Source organism: Microcoleus sp. S36b_A4, from assembly GCF_036700645.1.
Taxonomy (GTDB): Bacteria; Cyanobacteriota; Cyanobacteriia; order Cyanobacteriales; family Microcoleaceae; genus Microcoleus.
This window is the reverse complement of sequence record NZ_JAUBPI010000090.1, coordinates 1-26,055: the sequence shown is the minus strand read 5'-3', so window position 1 is coordinate 26,055 and position 26,055 is coordinate 1. Positions and strand designations below refer to the sequence as shown.

At 46.4% G+C, this 26,055-nt stretch carries 20 protein-coding genes; 8 read left to right on the top strand and 12 right to left on the bottom strand.

Annotation, left to right across the window (positions count from 1 at the left end):
- Positions 1 to 274: 274 nt before the first annotated feature.
- The 8 genes from QUA03_RS23010 to QUA03_RS22975 all read right to left on the bottom strand — a co-directional run bounded on the left by QUA03_RS23010 (position 275) and on the right by QUA03_RS22975 (position 10,599).
- On the bottom strand, positions 275 to 1,321 hold the full coding sequence (locus QUA03_RS23010; RefSeq protein ID WP_333215281.1) for a chemotaxis response regulator protein-glutamate methylesterase: 1,047 nt from the start codon (positions 1,319 to 1,321) through the stop codon (positions 275 to 277).
- A gap of 94 nt (positions 1,322 to 1,415) precedes the next feature.
- Positions 1,416 to 3,659 carry a hybrid sensor histidine kinase/response regulator gene (locus QUA03_RS23005; RefSeq protein ID WP_333215279.1) on the bottom strand — a complete coding sequence of 748 codons (2,244 nt, stop codon included), beginning with the start codon at positions 3,657 to 3,659 and terminating at the stop codon, positions 1,416 to 1,418.
- A gap of 2 nt (positions 3,660 to 3,661) precedes the next feature.
- Entirely contained in the window at positions 3,662 to 4,060 is a 399-nt protein-coding gene (locus QUA03_RS29060; protein ID WP_445304812.1) for a chemotaxis protein CheW, read from the bottom strand.
- A gap of 370 nt (positions 4,061 to 4,430) precedes the next feature.
- A complete protein-coding gene (locus QUA03_RS22995; protein WP_333215274.1) occupies positions 4,431 to 6,137 on the bottom strand; it encodes a methyl-accepting chemotaxis protein in 1,707 nt (568 codons plus the stop codon).
- A gap of 15 nt (positions 6,138 to 6,152) precedes the next feature.
- Positions 6,153 to 7,448: a CheR family methyltransferase gene (locus QUA03_RS22990; protein WP_333215273.1), complete on the bottom strand. Its 1,296-nt coding sequence runs from the start codon at positions 7,446 to 7,448 to the stop codon at positions 6,153 to 6,155.
- An 8-nt stretch (positions 7,449 to 7,456) separates the two neighbouring features.
- Positions 7,457 to 9,055, bottom strand: a complete 1,599-nt coding sequence (locus QUA03_RS22985; RefSeq protein WP_333215271.1) for a methyl-accepting chemotaxis protein — start codon at positions 9,053 to 9,055, stop codon at positions 7,457 to 7,459.
- Positions 9,056 to 9,136: 81 nt separating this feature from the next.
- Positions 9,137 to 9,595 carry a chemotaxis protein CheW gene (locus tag QUA03_RS22980; RefSeq protein ID WP_333215269.1) on the bottom strand — a complete coding sequence of 153 codons (459 nt, stop codon included), beginning with the start codon at positions 9,593 to 9,595 and terminating at the stop codon, positions 9,137 to 9,139.
- A gap of 131 nt (positions 9,596 to 9,726) precedes the next feature.
- Entirely contained in the window at positions 9,727 to 10,599 is an 873-nt protein-coding gene (locus tag QUA03_RS22975) for a hypothetical protein (protein ID WP_333215267.1), read from the bottom strand.
- Positions 10,600 to 11,549: 950 nt separating this feature from the next.
- Here QUA03_RS22975 and QUA03_RS22970 point away from each other — a divergent pair.
- Positions 11,550 to 11,912 (top strand): hypothetical protein, encoded by a 363-nt coding sequence (locus QUA03_RS22970; RefSeq protein WP_333215283.1) that lies wholly within the window; start codon positions 11,550 to 11,552, stop codon positions 11,910 to 11,912.
- Positions 11,913 to 12,266: 354 nt separating this feature from the next.
- On the top strand, positions 12,267 to 13,289 hold the full coding sequence (locus QUA03_RS22965) for a tetratricopeptide repeat protein (RefSeq protein WP_333215265.1): 1,023 nt from the start codon (positions 12,267 to 12,269) through the stop codon (positions 13,287 to 13,289).
- A gap of 93 nt (positions 13,290 to 13,382) precedes the next feature.
- Here the strand turns inward: QUA03_RS22965 and QUA03_RS22960 are convergent, their stop codons facing one another.
- The 3 genes from QUA03_RS22960 to QUA03_RS22950 all read right to left on the bottom strand — a co-directional run bounded on the left by QUA03_RS22960 (position 13,383) and on the right by QUA03_RS22950 (position 16,275).
- Entirely contained in the window at positions 13,383 to 14,129 is a 747-nt protein-coding gene (locus QUA03_RS22960) for a hypothetical protein (RefSeq protein WP_333215263.1), read from the bottom strand.
- Positions 14,130 to 14,705: 576 nt separating this feature from the next.
- Positions 14,706 to 15,428: a pyridoxine 5'-phosphate synthase gene (locus QUA03_RS22955; RefSeq protein ID WP_333215261.1), complete on the bottom strand. Its 723-nt coding sequence runs from the start codon at positions 15,426 to 15,428 to the stop codon at positions 14,706 to 14,708.
- A 61-nt stretch (positions 15,429 to 15,489) separates the two neighbouring features.
- The gene (locus QUA03_RS22950; RefSeq protein ID WP_333215259.1) at positions 15,490 to 16,275 is read right to left on the bottom strand and encodes a nucleotidyltransferase domain-containing protein; all 786 of its coding nucleotides are present in this window, start codon (positions 16,273 to 16,275) and stop codon (positions 15,490 to 15,492) included.
- A 271-nt stretch (positions 16,276 to 16,546) separates the two neighbouring features.
- Between QUA03_RS22950 and QUA03_RS22945 the strand changes: the two genes are divergently transcribed.
- From QUA03_RS22945 to QUA03_RS22925, 5 genes are all read left to right on the top strand, one after another.
- On the top strand, positions 16,547 to 17,407 hold the full coding sequence (locus QUA03_RS22945; protein WP_333058000.1) for a Tab2/Atab2 family RNA-binding protein: 861 nt from the start codon (positions 16,547 to 16,549) through the stop codon (positions 17,405 to 17,407).
- 353 nt (positions 17,408 to 17,760) lie between these two features.
- A complete protein-coding gene (locus QUA03_RS22940) occupies positions 17,761 to 19,056 on the top strand; it encodes a TldD/PmbA family protein (protein ID WP_333215257.1) in 1,296 nt (431 codons plus the stop codon).
- 48 nt (positions 19,057 to 19,104) lie between these two features.
- Positions 19,105 to 20,211: a GDSL-type esterase/lipase family protein gene (locus QUA03_RS22935; protein WP_333215255.1), complete on the top strand. Its 1,107-nt coding sequence runs from the start codon at positions 19,105 to 19,107 to the stop codon at positions 20,209 to 20,211.
- A 14-nt stretch (positions 20,212 to 20,225) separates the two neighbouring features.
- A complete protein-coding gene (locus QUA03_RS22930; protein WP_333215253.1) occupies positions 20,226 to 20,408 on the top strand; it encodes a hypothetical protein in 183 nt (60 codons plus the stop codon).
- Positions 20,409 to 20,577: 169 nt separating this feature from the next.
- Positions 20,578 to 23,391: a chloride channel protein gene (locus QUA03_RS22925; RefSeq protein ID WP_333215251.1), complete on the top strand. Its 2,814-nt coding sequence runs from the start codon at positions 20,578 to 20,580 to the stop codon at positions 23,389 to 23,391.
- 77 nt (positions 23,392 to 23,468) lie between these two features.
- Here the strand turns inward: QUA03_RS22925 and QUA03_RS22920 are convergent, their stop codons facing one another.
- Positions 23,469 to 24,980, bottom strand: a complete 1,512-nt coding sequence (locus tag QUA03_RS22920; RefSeq protein WP_333215249.1) for an FAD-dependent oxidoreductase — start codon at positions 24,978 to 24,980, stop codon at positions 23,469 to 23,471.
- Between the two features lie 101 nt (positions 24,981 to 25,081).
- Here QUA03_RS22920 and QUA03_RS22915 point away from each other — a divergent pair, with 101 nt between their 5' ends.
- A complete protein-coding gene (locus QUA03_RS22915; RefSeq protein WP_333211837.1) occupies positions 25,082 to 25,930 on the top strand; it encodes an ABC transporter permease in 849 nt (282 codons plus the stop codon).
- Positions 25,931 to 26,055 lie beyond the last annotated feature (125 nt).

Genomic DNA, 26,055 nt, shown 5'->3' with positions numbered 1-26,055 from the left:
TTTAGCAGGCATTCACTTTGTCTGAATATCATTATGTTATATTATACCACTATGCGTTTTAAATGCACAACAGCTTAGGAGACCTTCAGTAAGCCAATGTTCTTTGATATTCTATTTAATCAATGCTCTAATAAAACTATTTAGGAAAAACCTATGCTCGTTTTTGGTAAAAAGGAAGTGGTGACTTGACAGTGGATTGTCTCGTCTACAAATTTGTATCACTTATCTACTTCTTTCTCTTGGCTTTATCATCGTTCACATTGAGAATACCGAGTTATTTGAAGAGGACTCGCTGAACTAACCGATCGGCGATCGCTTCAGGAGGCAGAACTTCAACCGCTGCATTTAGCTGAACTGCCGCTTTGGGCATTCCATATACAACACAACTTTTCTCATCCTGAGCGATTGTGTGCCATCCCCGCGATCGCAAAAGGCTCATTCCCTCAGCACCGTCTTGTCCCATCCCAGTCAGTAACACGGCGGTTGCCTTGTGGTTCCAGTATTGGGCAAGACTCTTAAAAAACACATTTACTGATGGGCGATAGGGATAGTCAATCGGTTCTTTTGTGTAATGCAGAGTGAAATCCGAACGAAGACTGAGGTGATCATTTGTACCTGCAACTAAGACAATACCTTTCTCCAGCCGATCGCCAATTTTAGCTACTTTCACTGTCAAGGGTGTTTGTTGATTCAGCCAATCCACCAGCCCCGCCGAAAACTGCAGATCGACATGTTGAATAATCGCAATAGCCGCACCGAAGTTTGCTGGTAGGCGGGAGAGAATAGTGGCTAGAGCTTTGGGGCCACCTGTTGAGGAGCCGATCGCCACTAGAGGAGGGAGCAGGCTCGAAGGTGTGGAGAATGAAGTAAATTTTGAAGTTTGGGTTTTTGGAGTTGAGGATTGAGATGATTTGCCAATTAGCTTACTCAGAGTCGCAATTTTTGTCAGTAACGGTTGGGCAGACTCTGGACTTCCTTGGATTCCTAAGACAGGAGTGTTCACTGCATCACGGGCACCATGCCCCATTGCCTCAAACACCTTCCCCGCATTTTTTTCAACGCTTTCGGTCACAATCAGAATAACACAGGGAAACTGTTTCATGATCTGGCTGGTGGCTTCCACACCGTCCATGATTGGCATGAATAGATCCATCAAAATTAAGTCGGGGGTGTCTTTGGCGCAGTGGGCAACCGCATCTGCCCCATCCCGTGCAATCCATGCCACTTCATAACCTGGAACGATTAGCAGCACTCGCTTGAGGGCTTCCACTGCCATAGCCGTATCATTGACAATCCCAATTCTCATTCTCAGTACAGGCATTATTTGAGCGTGGATGTATCCACTGTAAATCTTTCCGTAGGGAAATCATAATTTTTAACTTACCCTTCATTTTTAGCTAACTCTGGTGAAATGGCTATTGCCCAATCAGATCGACGATCGCGTTAACTAATGTGTCGTCATGGAAGCTGCTTTTGGTGATGTAATAGTCTGCCCCAGCTTCCATACCCTGAATACGATCGTCTTCGGCATCGCGGTAGGACACGATAATGACCGGAAGCAAATTGAATGTGGGATGATCTTTGATTTGTTTGACAAGTTCAATGCCATTCATGCGAGGCATATCGATGTCGCTCAATATAAGGTCGTAATGATTGCTCCGAATGGCAGTCCAAGCATCCATTCCGTTTACGGCAACATCCACATCGTACCCTCGATTTTGCAGCAACTTTCGAGTCATTTCGCGCACAGTAATGGAATCATCCACAACTAAAATGTGTTGGCGAGCGTTGCCTTTTGCTTTTTTTGCTTTATTGACATCAACAGGTCTCATTTGACCACTGTTGAGGAGGTGGTCAATGGATTGCACCAAATCAGAAACATCCATAATTAAAACAGGCAAACCATTATCCATTAGAGCAGAGGCACTAATATCCCGAACTTTACCCAAACGCGGATCAAGTGGACGCACCACTAAATCCCGTTCACCTAAAAACTTGTCTATAACCAAGCCATAAGCGTTGGATTGATCGCTGATCACAACTACACAGATCGCATCATCGGAAGATAAAGCCTCCGGTAAATCTAGAACGTGGCTCGCTGCAATCAACCCGATATTTTGACCATCTTTAGTGAAATATTGGCGACCTTCCACAACATAAATGTCCGATTTGTCGAGTTTGACAATCTGACCCACTCGTGCCAGGGGAAAGGCATAAGGTTCACCAGAAATCTCGACAATTAGCGTCCTGACAACCGAGAGCGTGAGGGGAAGTTGAAAGTGAAAATTAGTACCCTTTCGGAATTGAGATGTGGCGCGAATCGTTCCACCAACCTCTTGCACCATACTTTTGACAATATCTAATCCCACACCACGTCCTGAAATTTCAGTCACTTGTTCGGCTGTAGAAAATCCAGGTAGAAACAGAAACTCGATGATTTCAGCTTCGCTAAGTTGAGCAGCAGTTTTGGGTGAACCTAAATTCCGATCGATAATCTTTTGGCGCATCCGATCGATATCAATTCCTCTTCCGTCATCGGAAATAGTAATTGCCAGCATACCGCCACGATGAAATGATTCTAGACGAACTGTTCCCTCCATCGGTTTGCCTGCTGCCTCTCGCTCTTGGGGGGATTCAATTCCGTGATCGATCGCATTGCGAATCATGTGAGTCAGGGGTGCTTCCAGTTTTTTGAGGATGTCACGATCGACCGGGGTTGACTGACCGACAATCTCTAGCTTGACCTGCTTATTCAATCCTCGTGCTAGGTCACGAACCATGCGAGGAAAGCTTTGTACTCCATCAACAAATGGACGCATATGGGAGGCAATTACTTCCCGGTAAAGGCGATCGCTTAAGTTGGTTGTGCGACGAGCATATAGTTCCAGTTCACCCAAGCGATCCGTGAGCATTTCCCGACATTCTTGTGCTTTACGCCGAGCTGTATCTAGAACTTCCTGGCTTTCTAAATTAATGGGAGTGTTTGCTAATGTGGTATGAACCGTTTCCAGAAGTCTGGCAAGCTCTAATTGACGGGACTTGAGAGTCGTGAAAGAATCGGCAAAGGGTTGCAGCCAATTTGCCTCAACCAGCGATTCACCCGCCAACCCCATAATCCGATTCAAATTTTCTGCCGTGACTCGCACCACCCTATCTGTTGGGATTGCACTCGCCTGGGCCGTGGCAATTTCCTGACGACCGCTTTGGCTCAGCGCTGAGCTTTGATCAACTGGAACCAGGGACGTTGAGCGACGCTCGCTAAAATCAGGAGGTAGCAGAGCCGCGATCGCGTCATAACAGCTCTCAAACTCTCCTGTTGTTTGGGCCAACCATTCAAGTAGATCGACTTCCATTACCTGACTAAGCGCTTGAAGCAAATCAACGCCTTGCAATAACACATCAATTTGGCCGGAACCTAACGTGATGATCTGGCTCTGGGCTGCCACAAAGCAATCTTCCATCCAGTGTGCCAGAGTAGTGACAGCATCGATAGAAACAATTCGAGCGGCACCTTTAATCGAGTGAGCTGCCCGCATAAGCGCTTCCAGCGCATCCTCAGATTGAGGGTTGGCTTCCAATATCAGTAGTTCCTGAGTCAGGATCGCAATCTGCGTCTCAGCTTCTTGTCTAAATAGCTCCAGCATAGAATCATCGCTCATTGTCAAAAAACCTTGTGACTTAGGGTGTAAAAGAATAGTTCAGAGTCCAAAAAGTTGATCTTCTTGCCTTGCCAAGTAACGACGCCTTTGGTGTAAGCTTCCGATGCTTTGGAAATGACAACAGGAGCATCTTTGAACTCATTAAGATGAAAGCGGTAAGTTCCATGAACCTCATCCACTGGAAACACCCACTTGTTTTCATTCTTTCCAGCCACAATCATCCGTTGCGGATTAATCGTATTCGAGAAATCTGCTGATTCGGCGACAGGCTCTAGACCGAGTAAGTCTCTGAGCGAAATACAGAGAAGTGTTTCACCGCGAATGTTGACCAACCCCAAAAATACAGAGTTAGTGCGGTGCGGGACGGCATGAATGATGTAAGGGGGAGTTACTTCTTGCAAGATGTTGACTGGCAATGCTAACCGTTCACTACCGAGACGGAAAATGATTACAGAAAGGGTATCTGTGGCGCGAACTAGCATCCCTTCTCCTACTCCCACTTGCTGTGTGGAAGCTTCTGACAAGATGTCTGTCCATTCTTGGAGATATTCTGGTGGAGCATTGCGCTCTAGCAAGCTGCGTCCAGCCGCCGAGTAAACCTTGCAGTTGCGGCAGTGAATAACCGTCTTCAGTTCGCCACAGGTGCGATCGCCCATCACCCCAATCTGATTCCAGCAATCGTTCAGTGTTGGATGGTCAAATTCAGAATCGTCTGGTATGAGTACCGTATTCAAATAATTTTCCATTGTTTAATTTCTCAATTTTCACTTTCTATGCCATCACTTTGAATCGCGCAATCTCTGTCTTTAAGCTATGGGCCGCTTCGTCAAGTTCTTCTAAGGCGTGATTGGTTTCTCGCAACGAGCCTGCTGTTTGCTGAGATGCTTGGCTGAGATACTCCATCGCTTCGCTAATTTGTTGCGCTCCCTGAGATTGTTCATCGACGCTCTGACTCACCTGCTCAAAGCGTGGGGTCAATCCCTGCATCTGCTGAATGACTTCAGTAACTTGATCGCTAATTTTGTCTACATCTTCGACGCTATGAGCGACAGACTTCGTAAACTTACCCATCTCTATTACCCCAATAGAAACTGCCGATTGCATCTCCTTAATCATCTGCTCAATTTCTAGCGTGGCAACAGCGGTTTGATCTGCCAATCGGCGAATCTCTCGTGCTACGACCGCAAAGCCTGCCCCGTATTCTCCGGCTCTCTCGGCTTCCAGTGCTGCATTGAGCGAAAGTAAGTTGGTTTGATCTGCCACAACCGTTATTGTTGTCACGACTCGGCTGATATTGTTTGCTCGTTGGTTCATAACTTCCAGTTTGGAAGACACAACGTGAGTCGCTTCTAACAACTGACGCATCACAGAATCGATGTGGTTTAAATCATTTATGCTATTGTCTGCTGCTACTGTCGTCTGTTCAGCCATTGCAGAAATCTGCTCCATTGTTTTTACCAATTGCCTGGATGTCGCGGCAATTTCATGAGCCGTTGCACTCACTTCATTCGTTGAAGCAACCTGTTCTGTAACCGTTGCTTCCAGGTTTCTTCCAGACGCCGTAATTTGGTCGGCAGAACGGGTGATTTGATTACCTGATTGTTGAATGCGGTTGACTAGCGCATTCAGGTCTTTATTCATGGTGTAAAAGGCATTCTGCAATTGACCAACTTCATCTTCCTGGTCAGCGAGGGAAATTTCGCTGGTTAAGTCTCCTGCGGAAATCTTTTGGGCAATGTCAACTACCCCTGCAATTTTGGCTCCCAAAGGTTTGGCGATCGTGTTACTAAAGAAAATTCCAAATAACAACGCAGTTCCCGGACCAATCAGGATTGCCACAAATGCCCAAAATCCGACTTGAGAAACATCTTTCGCCGATACACGTTCTGTTTCCGCTGTCAAATCCTCATTCATTTTCAACACCTTCAAAAGTGTATTGGTGGCGTCTGTGAAGGGTTGACGGTTTACCTGAACTTGCTTCTCAAGCTCTTTGTAGCCAGCGATTGCCGAACCAGCGTTCCCCGCTGAATTTTCAAATAGATTGAAAACTCCCAGTCTCTCGAACTCAAGATTACGCCTCAAAAATTCCTCATGGGCTTTCTTCCACGTATTCCACGTATTTAAAAAGTCTTTATATGCCTTCTGTTCAGCGTTCGACTTAGGAGTCGCTTCGTACTGCTGAAACCCTTCCTGAATTTGCTTCCAGGCGTTATCCATGCGATCTATCTCTGCCTGCCGTGCATCTTTGTTTAGATTGATATTCAGCAAGCCCCGTTCTGATGATTCGATCTGGGTTTTTCCTTCGTTAATTTTCCACAAGCCGGAGATGGTGGGCAGACTATTGCTGGCTAGGTTATCGATGTGCTTACTCAAGCGAGAGCTGCCGCTCAGACCTACCAGTGCTACAATCAGCACCAAAATTCCCATGAACATGAACGCAAAGATGAGGCGTGCCTGCATGGAGAGATTTTTTAACATATCACGTTTCCCTTTCTAAGCTTCTGTTCTGAGACGGTGCTGCAAGCGCTGAATTCGCTGCTGAATGATTTTTGCCCCTACTGTATCGCCTTGATTTTCCTTCAATAAGGCGAGGTGAACTAACGCTTCATAAGAGGTTGGCTCCAAGTATATAGCACGTTGAAAACATCGCTCTGCTTGGGCATTCTGCTGGTGTGCCTGATACAGCTCACCCAAGAGAGTGTAGGCAGCCGCACTCGTTGGATGATGAACAAGATACGAGTTACAAAGCGTGATTGCTTCTGCCGATCGCCCGTCATCCGCTAACTTTTTCACTGTTTGTAAATCAAGAGACGAGGTTGGTTCAGGGCTTAAATCCTTTGAACTCGCAGATGGATCGGATTCTTTGATTTGCTGAGTGTCTGGGGCAGAGGAAATTTTCCCTCCTAAAGATTGTTTGGCAATGGTTTGAGGAGTTATTAGTTGAGATGGCACCTGTCTGAGTTGAGTAATATTGATGGGTGCCTGTTTTGGCAGCGATGGTTTCGACTTTCGATAAGCAAATGTGAAAGGCTGACGGACAGAGACGTACTGGTCGGCGACAATTTTTCCCGTGTCAGACGCTCCAACAAACAGTAACCCTCCTGGTATGAGTAGGCGATCGATCGCTGCTAATACCTGTGAGCACGTTTCTGATTGCAGGTATATCAACAAGTTGCGACAGAAGATGATGTCGTATTTTTTTTGAATCAGCGTAAGGGAGGTCATTACATTCCCCTGCTGGAAATTGACGAGTCCTCTAACGGGCTGGCATAGTTCGTAACCCTCCGCCGTTTGCTGAAAGTAACGCTCTCGCCCTGTCCAAACATCGCCGCGAAAGGAGTTTTTGGTGTAGACTGCGCGCTTTGCCTTTGCCAGGGATCGATGACTAATGTCAATCGCATCGATCGCGAACTGTTTCGGAAGCAGACCCGCTTCTAGTAGGGCGATCGCCAGTGAGTAAGGTTCTTCGCCAGTAGAGGATGGAACACTCAGTAGTTGGAGCGGATTGCCGTTTGGCGACCGCAGCCATTCCGAGGTGACGTAGGTTTTTAGGTAATCAAACGGTTTGCCATCCCGGAAAAACCAGGTCTCTGGCACAATGAGTAGTTCGATGAGCTCCTCTAATTCTGAAGCCGAGGTTTGTAACCGTGCCCAATAGCTCTTGAGGTCAGGCAATTTACAGCCGACTCGACGATTTTCCGCTGCTCTGGCAATTCGGTTGGAGCCAATTGTATCAGGGTCTAAGCCTATAGTTTTGCTCAGTAATGTCGCGATCGCAGATAGTACCATCTGTAAGCCTAAGCGGTTTTGAATCGAGAAATTTCTACTCGTAATCCATTGGCTGCTTCATCAAGCTGCACTACAGCACTGTTCGTCTCCCGTAAAGAGTCTACCGTCTGCTGAGATGCTTGACTCAGGTGCCCCATCGCTTCACTAATCTGTTGTGATCCCATCGATTGCTCCTCAATGCTTTGGCTCACTTGCTCAAAGCGTGGGGTCAATCCTTGCACCTGCTGAATTACCTGAGCAACCTGATCGCTAATCTTGCTGACATCGGCAACGCTATCGACAACAGATTTATTAAACTTATCCATTTCCATTACGCCAGTAGAAACTGCCGACTGCATCTCCTTGATCATCTGGGCAATTTCCAGAGTGGCGACGGCAGTTTGGTCAGCCAATCGACGGATCTCCCGTGCTACAACCGCAAACCCCGCACCGTATTCTCCAGCTTTTTCTGCCTCGATCGCGGCATTTAAGGACAGCAGGTTGGTCTGATCGGCAACCTTGTTAATGGTCGTGACAACACTGTTAATGTTGTTTGCCTTTTCATTCATCACCCCAAGTTTAGTGGCAATGGAAGTAGTCGCATTTGAAAGTTGGCGCATTACCGTTTCCATCCGGTTTAAGTCATTTTGACTGGCACCTGCAGCAATTGCTGTAGACTGTGCCATCAGCGCCACCTGATCCATCACCTTGACTAGCTCTCTAGAAGTGGCGGCAATCTCCTGCGAGGTTGCACTCACTTCATTAGTTGAGGCAAGCTGTTCTGCAACAGTGGCTTCTAACTCTTTACCGGCTGCGGCAATCTGAGTTGCCGAAGTGCTGATCTGCACTCCAGACTTTTGCATCTGGAGAATCAGCGAATTCAGCTTTTTGGACATATAGTGAAATGCTGTCATCAACTTGCCAATTTCGCTAGCATCATTGTTTAGCTCAATTGTTTGCTGTAAATTTCCATCAGCAATCTGCTCTGCTGCTTGCACTACCCTTGGAAGTTCTCGTCGGATGGGTGCAGCAACCAACCATGCGCTTATCAGCGTGGCAACCATTGTCAACAACGTACCCAGCACGATCAGTAAAGTCTGAAACTGCTTGGCTTTCTCGGCTTCCTGTAAATTGTCGGTCAGTCTGGCTTCAAGAAGTTTATTCACCCTACTCCGGCTTTCGTCAAGTCTGGCAACACGGGGAATTAAAATTTCTCGTTTCGCCTCATCCATTTTATTGGCATCGACTAGCGGATAAACACCCGCTGCAACGCGATCGTACTCATCACCAATCTGGACGAGTGCGTTGATTAATTCTCGCACCTGTGGTTCAACAATCTTTTCCAATTCCTGCTTGTGAACAAGCATGTCTTCTTGGGCTTTAGTATAAGTCCCGCGATAGTACTGGTCTTTAGGATAAAGAGCATATCCTCGGATACTGGCAATAATCCTAGTGATATCATAAGTATACGCATCTACATTATTTATGTTTTCAGCGACTTGCTTTGAGTTCGTCTGCAATTTAACTAAGCTGTCAATGCCCGAAAAGAGCATGGAACCAAGCACAATCAGGAACAGTACGGGAACTGAGAAGCCCAATATGATGCGGCTAGTGATAGACTTCAACATGGTAAGTGGGGGGGTGATAAATTAATACTGGTAGGGTAATAGAATTAGGAGCAGGTTCCATTCAAGGCTGAATCTTTCTGATTAAGTTTCTTCACCCATCAACAAGTAATTATGTCGCTCATCGCTGAAAAGTCGCTCAAGCTCGACACATTGAATAATCCGTTTTTCATCGACAATCGTGCCACTTAAGTAGGGTGCTTCCTCAACCCGAATGCTGGAATCCCTAATATCTCTGTTTGATATACTGAGTGTCTCCGTCACCCGTTCTGCCATCAACCCTAGATATTGTAGCGATTCATTCGGGCGCGGATATTTGACGATCATGATGCGGGTACTAAGGTGCGATCGACTCGGTGTACCTTGGATCAAATGGCACAAATCGATCACTGGCAAGACAACTCCCCGGTAGTTAAACAAACCCGCCACGTATTCTGGTACGTGCTGCACCTTTCTGAGACTGACTCGTGGAATCACCTCAACAATGTACGAACTGTCGATAGCGTAGAGGTCATTCCCAGCGTAGAAAAGTAGAATTAGCACTTATAACTATCAGTTTTTATTAGGGATAAATGAATATTTTTAGACTATAAGCTTGTTCAAGATTAGCACATAAGCGCCAAATGAGCAAGTAATAAATTATTTCGTAATCTTTGGTGCACTGGCGTTTTGATCTAACCTACGATCGCCGCATGAGAAATGACAATAATATTAACAACAACGAATGAGCCAGCCAGGATCGGAACAGCAAGGCGGCGCCTTAAATACCGTGACCAATCCGACTGCTCTGCTTCACTTAAAAATCGAGTGTAGACCAGCACAATTGCGGTTATGAAGATGTAAATGATTGCGATGATGTGGATGAAATCAATCAGGGTGACAGAATTACTACTACCCAAATCTGAGGTAGCTGCTTGCAGATTCACTATAACTGCAAACAAATTACCGACAAGGATGCCCATTATATCTTCATCCAGCAACAATGCCATTATTGAGAGGGCAACAGCAGCATAAACTCCCATCACAAGTTTAAAAAAGCTAACTTTACTCTCGCGGTTAATTGTAATTGAAATAATTAAGCGCGATCGGGAATTTAGTTCTCTTTTTATTCCCGGACTACCAAAGCTTGTTCTATAAGGGAAATTCTCTTGAGCAATCTTAAAATCTATAATTTTCCAATCTTCCAAGTCCATATCTTTCTGATAGCCTGTGCCAGCAAAATCTGGGGCGTGAACGAAGGTGGAAGCATCTAACTGTGTTTCCTCAAGAGTAATTTTCAATACATGGCGATCGAATGGATAATTTTTTGTGTCCCAGTTGTAATAGAGAGTTGTGCTAATCTCCTCTTCAGACCAGAATACGTTTTTACTGGCCTTAAATGTATCCGACAAATTTTCGCTTCGGGAAAAACTGCTGTAATTCTTGTTAACTTCGTTGCTACTTACAACCTTGAGGCTTTCTAAAGGTTTTGGAGTCTCAAAAGGACAAACGCTCCAGACCCAGAAGTTTGCAGAAAAAGACTTCTCTGCTGGCTTAAAATCTCGCAATGATGTCAAGTAAACTCCAATTTGACAAGTTTTTGGAGATGTAACAGCATCTGCCTGAACTGGCAAAGTTTGAGACAGCCAGTAACTAAAAATGGCGATCAGCAAGCAACCAATTAGGGGTAGTCCCTTGACAACTCCTCTAACGGCAGGATGATTCTGTTTAGAAATATATCCCCTCACTCATCAACTCCCTTGCTAAGCAACCCCTGATTTTACCACCTAACGATGCTTGCAAAAAGTTGATTAATTGTTTTAAAGTTTACGATCGCCACATAGGAGATGACGATCGCGTTCAGAACGATAAGCAAAATTGTAAATACCCGAAATAAAAGGCGACTGTCTAGCCACATTGCCTGCTTTGCTTGCCCTATTTCTGCTGTTAATGGGGAAAAGACGGTGGCAAGAGCGCCTGCAAAGATATAGACGATCGCGACAATGTGAATGTGATCAACCTAGCGTCAGGCTCTCCGTGCGCCCCAAAACCGACTCAGAACCCCGCATATTGACCAATGCCGAAAACAAACAACCCCGCAGTAAACTCGTCCGGGCGCTAACCAAACTGGGCTTTCCAATTTCCTAGAAGAAAGATAGGATCACCGAGCGCGAAAGCGACGTACACCGCCCGGTAGTCAGCTTAAAGAATCTCGCATATTTGACCCTCTGGATTGGGATCAAAACAGTCCGGCGAAAGTAGACCCTGGGCCTTGGCGGGCAAAAATGCGCTTATTCGCTGCTGCCAGTAACTCTTCTAGGGCTTGGCAAAGCGAATTACTTTGACAAAACTATATTTTGGTATCTGCCTTTAGATACATTTTTGATCTTTCTTTAGGTATACTTTGTTAAAAGGAGTTACGGTAGAGCCTGCGTCAGCTACGCTAGGGCAGAGCCTGGTAGCGGCTACTGTTTTTACTTTTAGTAGTGCTTTAAAAACATAAAAGCCAGTGCCAAGCATGAATCATTTAGAACTCGAACAAGAAATTGGGAAGATGGCTAGAGCGATGATGACTCGCAATAGCTTAATTGGTAAGGATTTGATTGCGGATCTCAGAGGGCGGCTGCCTGTTGACAGTTTAGCTGCTTTGATGATTGTCAGTATTGAGCGTTTGATTTGGTATGACTGTGAGTCCGTGATCTGGAGTTTGAGTTATTTGATTCCTGCTGACGTGATGGAAGAAATTCGCCGAATCACTGCCCTGGTTGTTTGCCAGCGGTTGATGGGCAAGGGTTTTGTGCTGGGGAAAGATTTTAGTATTGATGGAACAGGCCAGTTGATGTTGAGTGAGAATGCTAAAACAGCAGTTGTGGTTGCTTGAATTGGGCAAGCAGAAGTAGAAGCTATTAGCACTAGGAGATTTGCAGTTAGACTTGGGACGCCCTAGGAGTCTTTGTGTAACTGCAAACCTAATTCGGGATGCGGTGGCAAGAGTTGCGTGATTCACGCAGAGTTAAGATTCGCAGCAGCTCTAAAAAACTATGAGTGCGGTTAGCTAAAAGAGCTTTTTACTAGAGGAAAATAGTTAGTTTTGACCGCAAATTGTTGAGGTTGTTACGGGCAGTGTGTACGGGCGATCCCCCTGTATCAAATTTTTCAGATTTTTAGTGGAATTACAGTTTTATTCCAGGTATGGTTTCAGGTAGAATCATCCCTAAGATAGATACAAAATATTATGAACTTAATTCAAAACTTGGAAGCGGCTTGGTATTACCATCTGGGTTCGCGCCACCTCGAAGCTAACGATGATCATGGTGCTCTGGCGAACTTTAACAGAGCTTTGAAGTTGCAATCAGATCATTATAAGGCTTGGTTCGGCCGAGGTATGGCTTTGGGGAATTTAGAACGGCACTTAGAGGCGCTGAAGAGTTTTGATGAAGCCTTGGCGGTGCAGCCGAATGCGAGCTTTGGCTGGCACAACCGGGCTATTGCTTTAGGAAAGTTGGGCGAGTGGTTGGAGGCTCTCAATAGTTTTGACCGGGCTCTGGAGTTCAGTCCGTGCGCGGCGAGTATTTGGCACAACCGAGGACTGACGCTGATCGATATGGGGCTTTACGAGAAGGCGGTTCTGAGTTTTGATCGCTGTTTAAATTTGTACCCGGAGGCTGCCTGGGCGTGGTACAACCGAGGTAATGCCCTATTGGAACTCAAGCTTTACTATCAGGCACTCAACAGTTTTGATCGGGCGATCGAGTTTAAACCTGATGACGCGAAGGCTTGGTACAATCGCGGTATAGCTGCGAACTCTATGGGACTTTACAAACAAGCAGTGGCTAGTTTTAGCCGATCGATCGCTCTACAACCGGGCAGAGCCGACGCTGTGGGCGAACGGAGAGTAGCTTTGGAGAAATTAGTAGGTTTAAATCAGAGAAATGGCAAGTTTACTCCCACCTCGGAGCGTCCCTTTGAGGATTATTTGATCTGGTACAACCGGGGTGTGGAATTGGCACGAAAAGGCTGCTACTCTGAGGCGATTGCTTGCTACGAAACAGTTTTAGAAATAAATCCTGATTTTGCTAACGCTTTTTACAATAAAGCTTGCTGTTATGCTCTACTGGGATTTGCTGATTTAGCCCTTGACAATTTGCAGCGGGCTATGGAGTTGATTCCTAATTTATACCGAGAGCTAGCTTTAGCTGACTCGGATTTAAGCTGCATTTGGAAACAAGAACGTTTTGAAGCGCTGATCCAAGGTTGATTTTACGCAAAAAAAACAGCTCGCCCAATTGGGGAGCTGTTTTTTTGGCGGGCGCAAATTCGATCGCCCTCAAGAGTATGTCTGCAATCTTTGCTATTGCACAGAAACTCGGATTGAGGGCTTGACCGGCCTCTTGGCAACTACGATTACCCGGTAAGTGCCGGACTCGGGGAGTTGAGCAAAAGTTTGACCTTCGCCTTGATCCAGGAGTTGTCCCGACGGAGATTCGATCGCCAGATCTAGATTTTTGGTGCTAGCTGTGACCCTAATTGTCTGTCCCTGCTTGCCTTGAACCGTGATAGGCTGGATTTGGTAGCCGGACATTTTGAGTTTGACTGTGGCTTGTTTTTCCTTGAATGCTATGGGAATTGCGCGATCGGGCCTATAAGTCCACTTGGCGTTAAAGTCGCGTCCCAGGACGAAGCTGGTGGTTTCACCTTTGGGGGTAACTCGCACGCGGTAAATACCTGACTCTGGCAACTGGCCAATCCACTGATTGTCTGCTTTTTCAATAACCCCCATATTTTCACCATTGGGACTGTACAGTTCGGCTGTCAGTTGTCCCGCCCACAGGGAGAGAGTGAGTTCTCGCCCTTTGATGCCTTCAAAAATATAGGTGGTGGGTTGGTTGATGGTTTCTCGGATTTCCGAGGTTGACATTCGCTTGATTGGTTCGAGGTTGGGAACTGATTCAGAGATAACGGGTTTGTTAAGGGTTTCTGTAATTTCCGAGGCAGCCATCAGCTCGCTCGGCGCAATTTTGGGGGCTACTGGGCTGGCAAATACTGATTTTGCCGTCATCATGAGTAGCATTCCAGTCAGTAAAATTAGTTTTTTCATGTCGCACTTCTGAGGGGGGGGTAAGGAGTTGTATATGGTTACTTGTGTTTGCCTGTTTTCACCGGATTAAATCTGGCGATCGCACAGAGGCTACAGCAGCATAGAGGATACACGTAAATATCCCGTACTTGCACAAAACCTGATGGTAGCAGATTGGCAATGGGGGAGCTAAGTAGTAGGCTCTGTTTTTCCGGACATTTCAATGATACTACCTACGCATAATATCATCAGAGAATATTAGTAATTGGGTCGAGGAAAATTAAAGCTGTTTCCCAGGATCTTGTTAAAAAAATGCCCACACCCAAAAAACGCGGTGTTTTGGATTCTGGCTCTGCCTTACTACTAGACAACTGCTAGACCCCCACGGGGTTACAGCCCCTCGTATTACTTCGTTTTTGACAATCGCCTAATTATGTAGGGCGCTGCAAACCGCACCTTACCATATTTGTAGCACGTCCAACCCGAGTTTTAGTAAGTTTTGATCCTGTATTTTTCTAGGGCAGATTTAGTCAGAGTTTCTGATACAAACGGGTTTGTCGCTGCCAAATCTGCCCTGCTAGACAAGGTTAATTCGTATTACGAACCTGCCAGAATTTTTAGGTAAGCTTCTACTGTTTTGGACAACCCCATTTCTAGCGCTTCCGCAATTAAAGCATGACCAATTGATACTTCGAGTATATCAGGAATAGAGCAAAATTTAGCTAAGTTTTGCAAATTTAAATCATGTCCGGCATTCACTCCCAAACCTGCTGATTGAGCGGCTTGAGCTGCTAAGACATATTGTTGAAAAACAAAGTCTACTCTACCTTCGCGAAAAGCAGTTGCGTAGGGTTCCGTGTACAGTTCTACTCGGTCTGCTCCAACTTCTTTTGCTAGCGGCATGAGAGCAGCATTTGCCTCCATAAACAAGCTGACTCTGATACCATTGTCTTTTAATTTTTCAATGATTGGTAAGAGCCGATCGCGATTTTCGGGAATATCCCAACCGCTATCCGATGTTAGCACGTCTGGAGCGTCTGGGACTAAGGTACACTGAGCGGGTTTTACGTCGCAAACTATATCCATAAATGGCGGCTGAAACGGATTTCCTTCGATGTTGAACTCAACGGTTAGCATTTTAGCTAATTCGTAAACATCCGCAGCTTTGATGTGCCTTTCGTCGGGGCGGGGATGGACTGTAACGCCGTGGGCTCCGGCGGCAATTACTGTTTTTGCGGCTTCAGTAACGCTGGGGATGCCGATGTTTCGAGAGTTTCTTAGGAGGGCGATTCTGTTGATGTTGACGCTGAGTTTTGTCACGGGATGTTACTCTTTAAGGTTGATGCTACTATATTATCGCTTTCGGTACGAAACCTTGAGCCTATAGCGGTAGTTTTAGGGTGTTATCAAAGTAAAAATTAGCTTCTGCAAGCGGTAAACTTTCTGCAAATAAAGCCTCAGCTATTTGCTGTTTTGCTGTCAAATCTTCAAGGTGGGCGATGCAGAAAAGGGGTGCAACGCGATCGACTATTTCGGGCGGAAAGTCTCGGCTGAAATATTTTAGTTCAAAATCGTATCTGTGGGGACGGTAAATCATGCCCAACAGTTCGACTAAGGGTAGAAGCGTCCAATTGTGATAGTTGCCGATCGCATCTACTAAATGTCCGCGATAAATTTCTTTTTTTACCAGAGGTTGCAGCAAATCGAAACGAATTTTAATTTCGTTGAATCGGGTTTGCATTTGGGATAAATGATGGTTTTTATCCAAAGGAAGCGGTACAATTATATTAGCTTTGTCAAAGGCGATCGGCACTTTCCCGTGTCTCTCTATTTCTAGAAAATCGTTGCGGCTGCTGCGCCGGAAAACGGCGAAATCAATTAGCAAAAACGGCGGGGTTTCTTTGAGCCGCCAGAAGCACTGCGATTGACCGTGCCAAGCGGGTTCGGGAACTCGATATTTGAGTTCGATTTCGGCAATTTCTGCGAGGGATTTTTCAACAATATCAAAGGTTTGTTCCACGCAGTTATCTTCAACCACAACCGCAATATCGAGGTCTGACCACTCGTCGGTGTATCCGTGGGCTGCTGAACCTCCTTGCCACAAAGCGAGAACAAAATCTAAAGGTTTTAAGGTGGAAACAATCTTTTCGAGAATGATTTGTCTCATGGAATCAAGCTATACTGTTTGTTTTCCCTGGCTTGCACAAGTTTAACAAACGATCGCGTGTTGAGATTGCTCCGCGACAGTTGTCCGAGGAGTTGCTAATGCTTCCGGTTGTGCACTGCTGCCAAAAATTACACGGGAAGCTGCAAGGGAAAGTGGCAATATGAGGGAAAGTGCGATCGCCCGCGATTGAAAATCAGCCTTAAATTGTCAGAATCAGAAACTTGCCCGCTGTCCGGTAACATGAGAAAGGATTAATTTTAAACAGCGCGGCATGGCTACTATTTGGGAACTCGACTTTTACAGCCGTCCAATCATAGACGAGCGAGAGAAAAAAAAATGGGAAGTGTTGATCTGCGAAAGCCCGCTGAATGTAGGCGACAAGGCCGAATCTCTGTTTCGCTACTCGCAATTCTGCTCCAGTTCTACCGTAAATTCCCTGTGGCTGGCGGGTGCTATTAAAGATGCGATCGCCGCAGCACCGAAACGCCCCGAAAAAATCCGCTTTTTCCGCCGCCAAATGGCGAACATGATTACTAAAGCCTGCGATGACTTGGACATTCCCGCCGCCTGCAGCCGCCGCACCCTCGCCCTTAGCCTGTGGCTGGAAGAACGGATGCAAGACGTTTATCCCGCCGAACCGGGCTATCAACCGGTCGTCAACCCGAGCGTTCAATTTGTACCAGAAACGCCAGTTGCGCTGCCGGATGCTTTAATCGGGGAAAAATGGGCGTTTGTGAGTTTGCCGATCGCAGCTTTTGACGAAATGTCCGAGTGGGATATCGGATTTGGCGAAGCTTTCGGACTGCCGATGACACGCCTCGCCCCAGAAACGCAAATTCCGGGACTAATTATCTACTCGTCGAGAGCAACAGCTTTGGCAGGTTGGATGTCTGGTTTAGAGTTGGCTTTTCTGAAATTTGAGAGTGGCCCACCCGCTAGGCTGGTATTAGATACGGGAGCTAACGATCGCTGGATTTTAGCTAATCTCAGAGATGCAGGAACTGAGAGAGAAGCGAAAGGATTTGAAGCAGCTAAAAACCAAGCAAAAAAAGTACATTTTTTAGCAATTCAGTCGAATCCCGAATCGGAATCTTTTGCAGGATTTTGGCTGCTGCACGAACTAACTATTTAGTCATTAGTCATTAGTCATTAGTCATTAGTCAGTTGTTAGTTGGCAGTTGTTAGTTGTTAGTAGTCAGTTGTTAGTTGTTAGTAGCAGTTAATAATCTACAGTTATTTAGTCTAGAGTTAACAGCTAGATTGACTAATAACGAATAACTCATATAGCGGTTCTCAAATAATTGAGGTATGCTTTTCAGTCCAAGACCCGCGAGGTCTATGCTCTACGAGCATCTCATGTTACTGAGAAAGGCTATAACTAATAACTACTGCCAACTGACAACTGCCAACTAACTAATAACTACTGCCAACTGACAACTGCCAACTGCCAACTGCCAACTGACTAATTACCAACCACCGACAACAATGACCAATCACCAATCAGCAGAACAACTGTTAGAACTAGCCACCAAAGCAGGTGCAGAAGCTGCTGAGGTATTGGAATCGCAATCGCTCTCGCGGCCGGTCTTTTTTGAAGCAAACCGCCTCAAACAGCTAGAAACCGCCCAAGCAGAAGGCATTGCCCTGCGGCTGTGGCGGGACGGGCGGCCGGGTTTGGCGGTGGCCTACGGGCCCGTGGAACTGCAAATTTTGGTGGACAGGGCGATCGCGCTTTCACAACTTAACGAACCGGAAACCATCGAACTCGGCACCGGTGAGAAAGTTGTTTATCCCGATCGCGGAGTGTCGGTGCCGGCCCAACAGCTAGTAAACTGGGGCAAAGAGGCGATCGCGATCGTCCGCGAAGCTTATCCAGAAAGCCTCTGCACCGCCGAACTCGACTGCGAAATCGAGAGCACCCGTTTGGTGAACACCAAAGGCTTGGATTCCAGTCACACCGACACCACCCTCAGCGGTTACTTATCAGCAGAATTAGTGCGGGGCGAAGATTTCCTCAACATTTGGGAAGGCGAAACCGAACGCGGCACCCTCGACTTAAACACCAGCGCCAAGCGGGTTTTGCAGCGTTTGGAATGGGCGAAAGACAATGTTGCTCCCGCCACGGGCCGCGTGCCGGTGCTATTTACAGCCAAAGCAGCCGATTTGCTGTGGGGGACTGTCTGTGCGGCGTTGAACGGCAAACAGGTACTCGAAGGCGCTTCGCCTTGGAACGATCGATTAGGCCAACAAGTGACTTCGCCGCTTGTCACCCTGTCGCAGCAGCCGGATATCGGGCCCTATAGCTGTCCTTTTGACGACGAAGGTACTCCCACGCGGGCGATCGTCTTTATCAACAGCGGAGTGTTGCAGCTATTTTATACCGATCGCACCACCGGTCGAGCCTTGGGCAGTGGCACCACAGGCAACGGATTTCGGCCGGGTTTGGGCAGCTATCCGACACCGAGTTTGTTCAATATTTTGATTAAGCCAGGTTCGCTTTCGCTAATCGATTTAATCGCTAAATTAGACGACGGAATTGTAGTCGATCAAATGCTTGGTGGCAGTGCTGGAATTTCCGGCGATTTTTCAATTAATGTCGATCTAGGCTACCGAGTCAAAAAAGGTGAAATAGTCGGCAGAATCAAAGACACAATGGTAGCTGGAAACGTCTACAACGTCCTCAAACAATTGGTAGAATTGGGAGGAGATTCCGAGTGGAACGGTTCTTGCCAAACACCATCTGTAATTGTAGAAGGATTGTCCGTCATCGGTAAGAATTAAAGTCAGTTGGCAGTTGGCAGTTGTTAGTAGTCAGTTGTCAGTTGTTAGTTGGCAGTTGTTAGTAGTCAGTTGTCAGTTGTCATCAATCATCAGTCAACAGTCAACAGTCAACAGTCAACAGTCAACAGTCAACAGTCAACAGCCAACAGTCAACAGTCAACAGTCAACAGTCAACAATTCCCACTTCCCATACATAATATGCGTATTTGTTTTATCGGCGATTCTTTTGTAAACGGTACTTGCGATCCCAAATGTCTCGGTTGGACAGGACGGATTTGCGCTGCCGCGTGCGGACAAGGACACGATATTACCTACTACAATTTAGGAATAAGGGGAGAAACCAGTGCCGATATAGAAACTCGTTGGTTCAACGAAGTTTCTCGCCGCTTACCTCACTACGGCGATGGCAGAATAGTATTTTCCTTTGGCGTCAACGACACTTACCGAGAAAACGAAAAAAATCGCATAGAAGTTGAAAAATCAATTGAAAATGCTCGCTGTATTCTCTCATCAGCCCAAGAAATATTTCCAGTATTAATGGTAGGGCCACCGCCAGTTATTGATGCCGATCGCACAAGGCGGATTGCCAACTTATCTGAACAGTTTTCCCAAGTTTGCAACGAGTTAAATGTGCCTTATTTAGATGTTTGCACCCCGCTGCAAAACTCGGATATTTGGCATAAAGAACTTACCGAAAATGACGTTTCCCATCCCCGCGCCGCCGGTTACGCTGAATTGGCGAAAATAGTTCACAATTGGGACGGGTGGAAAGCTTGGTTTAAAAATATCAATATATCAGATCAAGAGACAGTAACGCTGTTCCGAGCCGTCGGCAAAAAAGAAATGGAACTGATTAAAGAAAGCGATTTTCTGGCATTTCCGCCACGCTTATCCTTTCAGCCTACTTTTTATCCCGTACTTCACAAAGCCTATGCCATACAAATCGCGAGAGATTGGAATACAAGAGATGCAGCATCGGGATATTTCGGCTATGTCACGCGCTTTCGGGTGGCGACAGAATTCTTAAAAAAATATCCAGTTCAAAATGTGGGCAGTTCGATTCACCAAGAATATTGGATTCCGGCAGAAGAATTGGCTCAATTTAATCAAAACATTGTGGGCAAAATTGAGATTTTTGCGGAATATCAACCCTAAACTCGGAGCTAACTATGCTTGAATTTAATCAATTTTCAGTAGTGAGTTTTGACTGCTACGGCACTCTGAGAGATGGGGAAAGGGGAATACTGCTAGTCTTGAGACAATTGCTGTCAAGTCACGAGATATATTTGGGTAAATCGCCGACACGAAAAAACAGGATTTTGCGCGACACTGCCGGCCAGCGGCCAGCCTGATTTAGAAGTGCCGGATTTAAAAACACTGGTGGAGGCTATAAGGTAAAAAAATCGCAGATTGATATCAAATCCGGTAGCATCGGAATTACAGCAGATTTTAGGTAAGTATCGAAGGATTTTTCGCTAAAGTGCGATCGAGCAGACAATTCTCAGGTCATCTACGCTATTTATGCCGTACATAACTATCCCTAAACAATTTAGGGAACCTTCCAGGGTTATCAAATCTCAACTTTTTTTACGACCAAAACGCCTAGCCATTTTTGAAGCTTGTCTGATCGGTTTAATTTCAGGACTGGCTGGTGTTTTGCTCAAATCAGGAGTCGGATGGCTGGGCAGTTGGCGAGTTGCTACCTCGACAGTAATTCCAGCTTGGATATTACTGCCCAGTGTCGGTTTATTGGGCGGGTTGCTGACAGGTTTATTGGTTGAGCGTTTGGCTCCCGAAACTGCCGGCAGTGGCATTCCTCACGTCAAAGCTGCTCTTGGCGGAGTCAATCTTTCCTTAGATTTGCGAGTAGCTGTCGCCAAACTTCTGACGACTATTTTAGCAGTTGGTTCCGGTTTAACTTTAGGCAGGCAAGGCCCGACTGTGCAAATAGGAGCATCTTTGGCTGGCTGGATAGGTCACTTGATGCCGACTTCCCCAGACTACCGCCGACAATTGATTGCTTGCGGTGCTGCTGCCGGATTGGCTGCTGGTTTCAATGCTCCCATTGCAGGAGTTTTGTTTGTAGTTGAAGAACTGCTGCACGACGTTTCGGGATTGACTTTAGGGACTGCAATTATCGCTTCATTTATCGGTGCAGTTGTCTCGCAGCTTTTGGGCGGCGATAGTTTAAATTTGAACCTTCGCGCGTACCAAACCAGTTTTGATGCTCAGGAAATCCCGTTTTATATACTATTAGGAGTTTTAGCGGGATGGCTGGGAGCTTTGTTCACCAAAGGGATTATGGCTAGCTTGCAATTTAACAGGCGATCGCTCAAATTAGCTTTGCCTGTGCGAATGGCTCTAGCTGGTTTAATCTGCGGTTCAGTAATAGCTTTTCTTCCAGCAACTTTCCGCGATAATACTGGTTTACGGGAGTTTATGCTGACCGGTGAAGCAAGCGGGATAACGAGTTTAATTGCTTTTGTAGCTCACTTTTTTCTGACAATTATTTCCGCTGCTTCTGGAGCTCCGGGAGGATTGTTTTCCCCTGCCCTAGTTATGGGTTCTGCACTCGGTCACATGGTGGGAATTGTGCAGGCAGATTCCCTGGGAGTCGGTTTGCCGGTAACTTACGCTTTGGCGGGAATGGGAGCGTTTTTTTGCGCGGTTTCTAGGGCGCCGATTACTGCTGTAGTGATTGTGTTTGAAATTACGGCGGATTTCAAATTAGTGCTGCCTTTGATGATCTGTTCTGTAGTTGCTTATTTGGTGGCGGAAAAGGTGGACAGTGGCTCTTTGTACGATCGCCTTTTGGATTTTAACGGCATTCAACTGACAAAGGCAAAAGCTGCGAGCAATACTTTGAGCGACTTGCACGCAGATGACGTGATGCAGCGCCGAGTTGAAACTCTTTCGAGTCTGCTGACTTTTGATGAAGTGATGCAGGCTTTTTCGCGATCGCACCACCGAGGATTTCCAGTAGTTGAAGATGGCAAATTAGTGGGAATTGTCAGTCAAACCGATTTGGCAAATGCCAGCGGGCGCAATTTGTCCGGCAACTCCCTGCTTAAAGAATTTATGACTGTACAGCCGATCGCAGTCAAAGCAAGCGATACTTTAAGCGAGGTATTGTACAGGCTCAACAACTACAATATCAGCCGTTTGCCAGTCGTAGAAGGTCGGCGTTTGGTGGGAATTATTACCCGCAGCGACATTATCCGAGTTGAATCCGATCGCCTCAGCGGAGAAACCACCCAGGGCCCGCATCCAGAACCTTCTTATGTTGTCTATCAAACCAAAGCCCCGCAAGTGGGAAACGGCCGCTTATTAGTACCGCTTTCCAACCCCCAAACAGCACCCGCTTTGCTGCGGCTGGCTGCGGCGATTGCGCGCGATCGCAATTACGAATTAGAATGCCTGCAAATCATCATAGTACCGCGCAACAGTTCCCCCTCAGAAAGCGCAGTGCGGACAACCAAAAGCCGCCGCCTGCTACAACAAGCAGAGCGAATAATTCGCAATTGGAACTTGCCGGTACACACCCAAATACGGGTAGCTCACGACGTGCCTAACGCGATTTTGGAGACAATAAAGGAGCGACATATCGATTCAATTTTGATGGGCTGGCAAGGCGAATTTTCCACAAAAGGACGCATTTTTGGCGATGTGGTGGATACCGTAATTCGGCAAGCAGGCTGCGAGGTTATTTTGGTGAAGTGGAGCGAAAAACTATTAGCAACACGTAAGAAAAATGAGTTTTCCCCCATTTTCAGCGGGCGAAAATATACGTCTATTGAATGGGAATTCAATACCGAAGGAGTTGATGGTGCAGATAATCCCGGATTGGCGATATCCTCAGATTCATTAGCGACTCCAGAGACGGAACTTTCCCCGCCGAATTCAGACCTTCCAGGGCCAGAATTGGGACTGCACACGCTGATGGGTTTGCATCGCTGGTTGGTGCCTATTCGCGGCAGTTACAAGCAAGCTGCGGCTTTGCGGCTGCTACCTGCTTTGGTGGCTGCGAGTGCTGTACCGGAGATTAAATTGTGTCAGGTTCATCAGCCTTCTGTTGCAGAACCCGATCGCGGAGAATTAAAGCAAGCAGCGGAGTTTATCAAGCGCCGGGTTAGCTGTTCGATAATAGCGACTTCGGTTTGCGCTAAATCGGTTTCTGATGCTTTAATTGATTTGGCTCAGAACGATCAGTGCGATGCGATCGTCCTGGGAGCAAGCCGTGAAGGGCTGCTGAAGCAGGTGATTCACGGGAATATCCCGGAAGCTGTGGCGCGCGGGTGCGACTGTACAGTCATTTTAGTGCGATCGGCCTCTTAGCTAACCCGACGGGAATCGCCCTTCTTCCTGACATCCGTTAAATGCGTTGCCGCATCCGTTGGCTAATTTCTTTCTTCTTATGGCAGCCAAAAATCGGGAATGAAAGTTTTAGTCAAACTGCGAGTAAACTGATTAATCTTTCTCCCGATTTGAATGTGCGGTTCGTCAGCTTCCACGGGAATAATTGCCGCTTTGTTTCCGATTCCGAAACGCGAAATTACCAAATTTGCCGCCTCCAAACCAGTAACATAAGCCTTTTCCTGCGACCAAGAACCGTGACGGGTCACAACCCAATCGCCGCTCATCAATACATTATCATAACTTGTTACCGCAGGCAACAAATATTGATAGCTACCAGGGGCAAAATGCGTCACGGCCCGCGACAGCCGAATCGCGCTGCTGTCAATTACTTTTGCTTCCCGAAAAGCGGGGATACAAGTGGCTAAATCCCGCTGAACTAAGGCCACAATTTCCTCATCTTTCAGGGGAATTAATTGATTGGCGTGATAAAAGTCAGCTTCGACAACTGTTCCCGGTTCGTCTCTAAATTCGTCGTGCAAAGCATTCAAATCAAAAAACGTCCATCCCGTAGTTGAACTAAATCCAAAACAGGCATTAGAAGGCAGCGGAATGTCAATTTTTCGGTCAAACCACAGGCGAACAGCTAACACATCAACTGCACCCAAATTCATCGCGTCCCGAAACTCTTGGCGACCTTGCAAAGCTGGGCTGCTGCTGATTATTTTTTGCATTCCCGTGACGCCAACTGCAAAAATAACTGCATCTGCATCGAAGGTTTCTTCGCCGCAAACAACGCCTGTTGCTCTGTTGTGGCTGTCAACTACTAAGTCAGTAACTCGCTGCTTTGTCAATACTTTTGCACCTAGTTTTTTCAGGCGATCGACCCAGGGACGAAAGATTTTTTCTCCCACAGTTCCGCGACACCAAACTACATCAAAATCCGGTTGGTGTGCTAATATGAAATAATAAAGCATTCCCAAAGCAGCGGCGGCAGAACATTGTTCTCCTGGTGCAAATAAACCTACTAATAACATAGGCTCAAAAGCATCGCGGTAGAGTCTTGCAGACACGCCAAACTGTTTGAATAGTTCGCGGGCTGTGACGCGATCGTACCTGCGCCAAGCTTCGTCGGAATTGTCGAAATCTAGGACGGCGTAGAGTAAGGGTAAGGCGGAAAGTCTATCGACTAATGGCAGTCTTTTAAATCTGGTGTAAAGAAAGGTTCCTAACGGTGTGGGAAGGCGCGGTTCGTCCTGAAAAATTGGCGATTCTACTTCCAATCCTGCTGGTGAATACTGACAAGAACGAGTCCAAGGCGTGAAGGGATCGAGTCCTAATTCCTTGACTAAGGAAAAGATGTTTTTGTAGGGATACCAGAAGCCATGAATGCCTGCTTCTACGGAACGCCCGCCGGCGGTTTTCCACCCTGCAACTAAGCCACCCGGATAAGGGCCTGCTTCTAGCAGGGTGACATCATAGCCTTGCTGTGCTAGGTGATAGGTAGCGCCTAAACCGGCCCATCCTGCACCGACGACGACTATTTTTGGGGTTGACGATTCTGCTGACATTGCGTACCTCTTGATAATTTATTAATGATGACATAATTCATAAAATGCGGATTTGATATAAAATGTGTTGCATTATGTGCTAAATTTCGCTTGAGTGAATAATGAGTGTCAAAAACCGCCAGCAGACTAACCTGTTGCTGCTCTTATTTCCCGCTACGGCATGGCTGATGGTTTTCTTCATTTTGCCCGTGCTAATTGTACTGTTGTACAGTTTCTTAGAACGCGGTACTTACGGCGGTGTTACTTGGATATTTACTCTCAGCAATTACCAGCGTTTGTTCAGTGGACTTTTCTTAGGAGTAATTGGGCGATCGCTCTGGCTGGCTTTTCTAACAACAGCCACTTGCTTGTTAGTTGGCTATCCCCTAGCATTCTTCATCGCCACCCGTTCTCCTCGCTGGCGAAATGCTTTGCTTTTGCTGGTAATTATTCCATTTTGGACTAATTTTTTAGTGAGAACCTACGCCTGGATTATACTGCTGCGTAGCGAAGGAGTAGTTAACACAGCCCTGCAAAGCCTGCAAATTATTAGCGAACCGTTAAACTTGCTTTTTACGCCTTTTGCTGTGGCGATCGGTCTTATTTACGGCTATTTACCTTTCATGGTTCTGCCTTTATATTCTAGCATAGAACGCTTCAATTTTTCATTAGTAGAAGCCGCTCACGATTTAGGTGCAAATGATATTCGCACTTTTTGGCGCGTATTTTTACCATTAACAACTCGTGGTATTGTTGCAGGCTCGATTTTAGTTTTTGTTCCCGCTGTCGGCGCTTTCATCACACCGGATATATTAGGTGGATCTAAAACAGTTATGGTGGGAAATTTGATTCAGAATCAGTTTATGAGAGCCCGCGATTGGCCTTTTGGTTCGGCGCTTTCTATGCTGTTGACGGTAATCATATTGATTCCTGTGTTAATTTACTTCCGGGTGTCTGACGAAACCGAATAAGGTAAGGTATATACAAATCGTTGCACCCTGCGTTTAGCTTAAGATGCGCTAATGACTAATGACTAATGACTAATGACTAATGACTAATGACTAATGACTAATGACTAATGACTAATGACTAATGA

What these genes read in the sequence shown, in the direction of transcription:
- QUA03_RS22995 (WP_333215274.1), bottom strand. Translation starts at nt 6,137, where the DNA reads ATGTTAAAAAATCTCTCCATGCAGGCACGCCTCATCTTTGCGTTCATG.
- QUA03_RS22970 (WP_333215283.1), top strand. Translation starts at nt 11,550, where the DNA reads ATGAATCATTTAGAACTCGAACAAGAAATTGGGAAGATGGCTAGAGCG.
- QUA03_RS22990 (WP_333215273.1), bottom strand. Translation starts at nt 7,448, where the DNA reads ATGGTACTATCTGCGATCGCGACATTACTGAGCAAAACTATAGGCTTA.
- QUA03_RS22940 (WP_333215257.1), top strand. Translation starts at nt 17,761, where the DNA reads ATGACCAATCACCAATCAGCAGAACAACTGTTAGAACTAGCCACCAAA.
- QUA03_RS22950 (WP_333215259.1), bottom strand. Translation starts at nt 16,275, where the DNA reads ATGAGACAAATCATTCTCGAAAAGATTGTTTCCACCTTAAAACCTTTA.
- QUA03_RS23010 (WP_333215281.1), bottom strand. Translation starts at nt 1,321, where the DNA reads ATGCCTGTACTGAGAATGAGAATTGGGATTGTCAATGATACGGCTATG.
- QUA03_RS22930 (WP_333215253.1), top strand. Translation starts at nt 20,226, where the DNA reads ATGCTTGAATTTAATCAATTTTCAGTAGTGAGTTTTGACTGCTACGGC.
- QUA03_RS22915 (WP_333211837.1), top strand. Translation starts at nt 25,082, where the DNA reads ATGAGTGTCAAAAACCGCCAGCAGACTAACCTGTTGCTGCTCTTATTT.
- QUA03_RS22965 (WP_333215265.1), top strand. Translation starts at nt 12,267, where the DNA reads ATGAACTTAATTCAAAACTTGGAAGCGGCTTGGTATTACCATCTGGGT.
- QUA03_RS22920 (WP_333215249.1), bottom strand. Translation starts at nt 24,980, where the DNA reads ATGTCAGCAGAATCGTCAACCCCAAAAATAGTCGTCGTCGGTGCAGGA.
- QUA03_RS22960 (WP_333215263.1), bottom strand. Translation starts at nt 14,129, where the DNA reads ATGAAAAAACTAATTTTACTGACTGGAATGCTACTCATGATGACGGCA.
- QUA03_RS22985 (WP_333215271.1), bottom strand. Translation starts at nt 9,055, where the DNA reads ATGTTGAAGTCTATCACTAGCCGCATCATATTGGGCTTCTCAGTTCCC.
- QUA03_RS22925 (WP_333215251.1), top strand. Translation starts at nt 20,578, where the DNA reads ATGCCGTACATAACTATCCCTAAACAATTTAGGGAACCTTCCAGGGTT.
- QUA03_RS23005 (WP_333215279.1), bottom strand. Translation starts at nt 3,659, where the DNA reads ATGAGCGATGATTCTATGCTGGAGCTATTTAGACAAGAAGCTGAGACG.
- QUA03_RS22945 (WP_333058000.1), top strand. Translation starts at nt 16,547, where the DNA reads ATGGCTACTATTTGGGAACTCGACTTTTACAGCCGTCCAATCATAGAC.